Origin of the sequence: Nostoc sp., assembly GCF_035638895.1 — a bacterium.
GTDB lineage: Bacteria > Cyanobacteriota > Cyanobacteriia > Cyanobacteriales > Nostocaceae > Nostoc.
The window spans coordinates 1-5,461 of sequence record NZ_DASQZC010000689.1 but is presented as its reverse complement, the minus strand read 5'-3'; the positions used below and the strand labels follow the sequence as shown (position 1 = coordinate 5,461).

At 40.8% G+C, this 5,461-nt stretch carries 8 protein-coding genes; 2 read left to right on the top strand and 6 right to left on the bottom strand.

The window, feature by feature from the left end; translation table 11 throughout:
• Positions 1–116: 116 nt before the first annotated feature.
• Entirely contained in the window at positions 117–437 is a 321-nt protein-coding gene (locus VE944_RS32745; RefSeq protein ID WP_324987563.1) for a hypothetical protein, read from the top strand.
• Positions 438–480: 43 nt separating this feature from the next.
• Here VE944_RS32745 and VE944_RS32740 read toward each other — a convergent pair whose 3' ends face one another.
• From VE944_RS32740 to VE944_RS32715, 6 genes are all read right to left on the bottom strand, one after another.
• The gene (locus VE944_RS32740) at positions 481–2,652 is read right to left on the bottom strand and encodes a hypothetical protein (RefSeq protein ID WP_324987561.1); all 2,172 of its coding nucleotides are present in this window, start codon (positions 2,650–2,652) and stop codon (positions 481–483) included.
• Positions 2,649–3,314, bottom strand: coding sequence for a hypothetical protein (locus VE944_RS32735; RefSeq protein WP_324987559.1), 666 nt, complete (start codon positions 3,312–3,314; stop codon positions 2,649–2,651). Before VE944_RS32735 ends, VE944_RS32740 begins: the two co-directional genes overlap by 4 nt.
• Positions 3,307–3,495, bottom strand: coding sequence for a hypothetical protein (locus tag VE944_RS32730; protein WP_324987558.1), 189 nt, complete (start codon positions 3,493–3,495; stop codon positions 3,307–3,309). Before VE944_RS32730 ends, VE944_RS32735 begins: the two co-directional genes overlap by 8 nt.
• A gap of 115 nt (positions 3,496–3,610) precedes the next feature.
• Complete coding sequence (locus tag VE944_RS32725) at positions 3,611–3,748, bottom strand: hypothetical protein (protein ID WP_324987556.1); 138 nt, start codon at positions 3,746–3,748, stop codon at positions 3,611–3,613.
• A 112-nt stretch (positions 3,749–3,860) separates the two neighbouring features.
• Positions 3,861–4,487, bottom strand: a complete 627-nt coding sequence (locus tag VE944_RS32720) for a hypothetical protein (RefSeq protein WP_324987554.1) — start codon at positions 4,485–4,487, stop codon at positions 3,861–3,863.
• Positions 4,488–4,490: 3 nt separating this feature from the next.
• The gene (locus VE944_RS32715; protein WP_324987553.1) at positions 4,491–4,859 is read right to left on the bottom strand and encodes a hypothetical protein; all 369 of its coding nucleotides are present in this window, start codon (positions 4,857–4,859) and stop codon (positions 4,491–4,493) included.
• A 296-nt stretch (positions 4,860–5,155) separates the two neighbouring features.
• On the opposite strand from VE944_RS32715, the gene VE944_RS32710 reads away from it, so the two are divergent.
• The gene (locus VE944_RS32710; RefSeq protein ID WP_324987551.1) at positions 5,156–5,326 is read left to right on the top strand and encodes a hypothetical protein; all 171 of its coding nucleotides are present in this window, start codon (positions 5,156–5,158) and stop codon (positions 5,324–5,326) included.
• Positions 5,327–5,461 lie beyond the last annotated feature (135 nt).

Below are 5,461 nucleotides of genomic sequence, written 5' to 3'. Positions count from 1 at the left end.
TTTGCGGTTTGTTTGCAATTATTGTGGTTTCATTTGCAGTTATTGTGGTTTTGAGACCCCTCTTATTTGCAAATAATGTGGTTTCAAAAATGGCTTGTTTGCAGTTTTAACGATTTATGTTTGCAGTTCGCTACAACTACTTGTGCCGTATGCAGTTGCGGGAATATCACAACTGTAGCAGTATGAATGTCACCATCCTGCTAAATAATCATATACTCGCTTTCAGCAGCACAGAAGATATACAATTTGTTTTTTTTAATGTGCCACTGTTGCAAGCTGCATTTGAGGCTTTGGGGTATGAGGTGCTGAGTAAAGAGTATTTAGAAACTGATCCAACAGAAGAACATGTTGCAGATTTGAGTGCAGAAGAGTTAAAAGATTATCGATACTGGGCACCGAATCAAATAGGACAAATAATTTTCAATAACTGGGATTGAAACCTAATAACGATTTGCTAGTAAAACATTCAACACTTTTGATTTATTTCCAGACTATCTTATTGCTAACTGTGCGTTTTTTGCAGTTTAAACAGCGATATCTTTTATCATTCTGTAGCTTTAAATTTGCGTTTCCACAATGGGGACAGTGGGGAATTATACCAGATTGGTAACTACCCCCTATAGTCGAAATTGGTGGTAAGCTTACCATTGTGTCAGCGCTTGCTGTGTAATAGTTTGGACTTCTGCTTACCAGTCCATTGCCAATTGTGCCAGGGAACTTGGCAAGTCTTGCCAGTCGCTTTGTCTCCTCTATTTCTTGATAGTTAAAACTGACTTTATCTAGATTAGGTAAAAAATAAAGCTTGGGTGAGCGAGAATCGACTACTAAGGCTACTCTCAATAATCTAGCATCGTCGGTTACTAACTCGTTTTTATAGTCGATATATTCCTCTATAGCGTCTAAATTACGAGTTAATTTAGCCAAATTAGATTCGCTATTTTTACCCTTACCATAGGTATTTAGATAATGTCTAATCTTGGGAATGCCAATAATTATCTCGGTAAAGAGTGACCGATCATCGTTGGTAAAACCTGGGATTTGTTTGGTCATCACTGATTGACCCGATACAATCCAGCCGATGTTATTATGACCAAACTGTTTAAAAATCTTCTTAAGGTTTTCCCCTGCCTTGTATGGTTCACTGCAAGAATTTAGAGTGTTGTCAAGTTCATCCCATGCCCAAATTTGAAAGAAGTTAGCAGCGAATGTGGGGTTTTGAACTCTAAAATTTCCATCGTCTAGGCAATCATCAAAGGATTTAATCGCGGCTGTGGTATCGCCATATTTAAGAAAATGCTCTAATGGGTAATTGCTATCTTTGAGTGAAGCAACAGCACCGGGGTAAGATACCGTAACCAGAGTATGAGGCACTTTCTCACCCTTCCCGGTATTACCGCGAGTGCATCCAGCTTTGACAATTTCGCTAATCATTACCGCAGTGGTTGGGGTTTTACCAACGCCGGGATCTGCAATCAGCCGATAGCGGATAGGGTGACTGACTACATAGTTAATAAATTCGTCAGCAGTCCCAACCATCAACTTAATTTCATCTGGTTTGATAGCTGGTGACATCCGGTAACTGACCACAACACAGTCGGTTACTTCCAACTTGCGAACGCTTGTTATTTTGAACAGTCCTAACTTTTTAGCCAGTGTTTCAGAGTGCTTGCTGATAGCTTCCACAACGGCTTTAGGATGCACAGACAGGGAATAACCATAGCCCACATCTACAACGCCGTCAGGCTTAATTTGGAAGCCTTTAACGCCTAAAGCTAGCCTAAGATCACTAAACAAAGTACGCGCTATTTCGTTGGCGATTTTCCCGTTAACATCAAAACCAAATTCGCCATAAACAGGTTCTATCAAATCACCTTGCAATTGTTGCTGTAGCTGACCTACACGCTCGTTTAGTAGTTCGATTTGTAGAAGATAATTTTGGCGCTCACTTGCGATCGCCTCCCCAACCTCATCTAAATTTTCGTTATAGCTACTTGCTAAACTCTTGATAATTTCTGCTTTGGAAGCATGACCATGAGCAACTTTTTCACCCCAGGATTGCAGCCGTCTAAATAGCCGCATAGCTTCACTAGTTATCGAGTCATGCTCTAAGTAAATTTTTTCTAACTCCTGAGACTTGGCAAGTTGAAAGCGTTGATTAGCTTCAGTCTCTACCTGAGATTTAAAGTTAAATTCCCATTGCTCACATTCGGATTCTAAATATTCAATACGCTGTTTATCTTGCTGTGACTGGGTAAAAGCTTGATTCAACTTGGCTTGCAGTTGAGCGATTAAACCCGTATTTTCTAGTTTGTTATGACCTAGCGAATTGATAGTATTTCTCGCTTCTTTGAGTTCATCTTTCAAGGATTCTAGCTGACTGCTAGCATTGGCTAACCTTGACTTGCAAGTGTCAAAATCCCTGATGATTTTATGGAGTGTTTCACCTGCTTTTTGATTTTTACTTTCTGCATCATTTAGTAATCTCTGTGATTTAGTATCCGCGACAAAGTAGGTAACAAAACTCGCTGGTAATGCTCCCACGCCAAGCATAGAGATTAGTTTGGCTATATCATTAGTAAACCCTCCAGAAGCTACTGCCAAACCAGCGCACAAGCTAAAAGCACTTAGCCCTAAGCTGTGAGATAACCTCATGATTTCACCTCCAGATAATCACCCAACTGGGCTTTAAAGCTTGCTAGATTTCCCTGTGACTCAACAGTTTTTAGCCTTAATTCCTCAGCTTTTATTTGTGCTTGTAATAGTTTTTGGTTTAATTCATCTTTGCTATAAACCGAGATATTCGTATCCGCGATCGTCTTTACTTGGCTCACATCAAGAGTCACTGACTTTTGGCTAGTTACTTCTTTTTGACTCAGGTAATCCAAATAATTACCTTTGACTTTTTCAATCTCGGTAGCCGCTTGAATGCCAGCACCAAAAGCTTTTGAGTGTTTACCAATGACAGTAAATTTCTCGCGTGTCAGGTCGAGCGCTGCACCTGTTAACTTAAGCGCTCGTGTAGAACCCTCATAAATTTTCATCCCTTTATCAAATTGGCTTTGAGTTGCCTGGGGAAGATTTTCAGGAGGATTAAGCGGATCTGAAATCTGGTACTGATTAGGCTGGAATGGTGGCATCATCCCCGGTATTAAATCAGGGGTGACAGTTAGTAAGCCAGGGATGCGGCTATCTATCGCAATGGTGGCAGAATTAGCAGATATGGAATTATTACTAGATGCCGAGTTTTGTTTACCTCTTGCCAGCTTTTCAGCTACAGCTTGGGCGGCTGCTTTTGTAGTGTCAATCTTAGCCATTGTTGAAAAATTTTCTAGTGTTCAGTAGGGATTGGTATTTAATTTCTAGTTGTCTAAATGCTTTGTCGATGTCGCTAAATTCAAGCGCTAATTCCTCATCTAAATCGTATTTTCTGAGGACTTGGTTTAGCTCTGTTTCGTCTGTCTTTGCATCCTGAATGTGGCTATTTAAGTCATCCATAAAGCGTTTTTGATATGGGTGCTATATGGCATAATTGCGGGGTAATTAAGAGACATCCCCAGAAATGGGATTTTACAAATGTTGCGAGGGGATGCTGGCAAACATCCCCCTTTTTTTAGCGTCTCCCTTTGCCCCTATGTGGTGCTGGTTCGGGGGTTGATGCTGAATTTACTTGTTCTGCTGCTACTACTATTTTTTGAGTTAGATTGCTCTTAAAGCTGGCAAGACTAGGCATGATAGATGCAGTAGTCATGGCGATCGCTTTTCTTGGACGGTAGGGCGATCGCTCTTAAAAAATAGATTTACGAAGCTTTTAAGCAGCCAATTGAGTAAGTCAAGCGGGGACAGCAAAATATTTTCCGCCCTCACACGATTAGCTTTTTTCCCAATTCGCCCAAAATAGAATCAATCTCTTGGGTCAAATCGGTATCATCTGGGGTAACTTCTGGCTTTTGCTGTGCAAGGTCAGCCAAGCCGCGAATTGACCCTAAATAGCCTTGTTTTTGATTAAGCCAGTGCTGATTAATTTGCTCTGTCAGTTCGGAGGTACGAACAGCCAAGTTATTGAGGATGATTTGGTTTTTGACTTGTGCGATCGCATCTACTAACTGAATTTCTTGCTCGGCTTGTTTCGCTAGCTGGTCAATTAGCGTTAGTTGGGCATGATTGTTTGGGGATTGGGTAGCAGATGTTAGATGTTGCTGTTGCTGGGGCAAGGAAAGGGCATTCTGTTGCTGTTCTGTGGTTTGCTCAGTCTGTACAGGAGTTTCGATATTTCGGGCTGTTTCTGGTAACTGTGTTTGTTTTGGCTGGAAATATGGAGCGATCGCTTCTAAATCCAATTCTGAAATCGCCTTTGCAGTGTCGAAGTCATCCGGGCGAATATTGCTTAAAGCCAGTCTTAAACTCTGTTCTGTGGCCATGTATTTTATGCAAGCATCATGAATGCTTACTGTGTCTGCTGCTGCTGTAACCTTTCTTCGTGTTGCCATGATTTACGCTTCCTTGTTTATCTGATTCACTTGCTGGAATGCTTGCTGATAGCGGTATCTAGAAAAATCATTCGGGTTTTTGGCGATATAGCCTTTGACTCGTTCGCCGCGTCGTAGCTGTGCCATTAATCGCCCTACTCTTCCCAAAACCCATGCTTGATATGGCGATAAGGGGGACTCGCGGTCGTGAATGCCATCGGCTTTTTTGGGGTAAGCATTTCTGAAACTGGGAATTCTCCAAAAAGCTAAATTCTCCCAAGTGCAAAGCGTAGAACGGCTAACACCCAAAACCTCAGCTAAATATGTCTTGGTAGATGGGAAATCAAGAAATGAGTCTAAATCTGTAGAATGTTTACTCCGTCTAGGTTTCATGGGTTTATTACAGTAATTAATGTGAATTAATGGTTAATTAGTCAACAACCGATAAAGTAAGCAGCAGAATGTCGCACCTAATCGCTAAACCCCTTACTGTGTAAGTCTCTGGGGTACTCGTAGGATGCTAATTAGTGATTTGTTGTTGATCGATTGCCTTGGTGTTATGGTAATTTAAAGGTGTTGCACCTGTCAACATTTAAAAGCTAGTAAAGCACTTATCAATAATTAAACCTATTTGTTTTAAAGGAGGATAATTATAATTACTCGCTATAGAAACTGATAAGTGTTACACTATGCCTTCTAAAAAACCGACTATTACAATTCGTGTGACAGATGAAGAGTACAAAGTTTTACAGGGATGGGCAGATAAAGATTACAGAACGGTTCCTAGTTTGGTTTTGGCTTTAACCAAAAAAGCAATTGATGACTATACACAGCAGAATCATCACGGAAAATCAGCATGACAGAAGCACAAATCCAAGACAACCAGACAGAAGAACCAGAGATATCCCCAGAAGCACTAGAAACCGCAGAAAATTTTACTACTGCTATCAATAATTTTCATTGGCGGGCTGACTATTTGAAATTCTGTGAAGTTC

Bases quoted from the DNA above. Each gene is read 5' to 3' on its own strand.
- VE944_RS32720 (WP_324987554.1), bottom strand. From the start codon at position 4,487: ATGGCAACACGAAGAAAGGTTACAGCAGCAGCAGACACAGTAAGCATT.
- VE944_RS32725 (WP_324987556.1), bottom strand. From the start codon at position 3,748: ATGACTACTGCATCTATCATGCCTAGTCTTGCCAGCTTTAAGAGCAAT.
- VE944_RS32735 (WP_324987559.1), bottom strand. From the start codon at position 3,314: ATGGCTAAGATTGACACTACAAAAGCAGCCGCCCAAGCTGTAGCTGAA.
- VE944_RS32730 (WP_324987558.1), bottom strand. From the start codon at position 3,495: ATGGATGACTTAAATAGCCACATTCAGGATGCAAAGACAGACGAAACA.
- VE944_RS32710 (WP_324987551.1), top strand. From the start codon at position 5,156: ATGCCTTCTAAAAAACCGACTATTACAATTCGTGTGACAGATGAAGAG.
- VE944_RS32715 (WP_324987553.1), bottom strand. From the start codon at position 4,859: ATGAAACCTAGACGGAGTAAACATTCTACAGATTTAGACTCATTTCTT.
- VE944_RS32745 (WP_324987563.1), top strand. From the start codon at position 117: ATGTTTGCAGTTCGCTACAACTACTTGTGCCGTATGCAGTTGCGGGAA.
- VE944_RS32740 (WP_324987561.1), bottom strand. From the start codon at position 2,652: ATGAGGTTATCTCACAGCTTAGGGCTAAGTGCTTTTAGCTTGTGCGCT.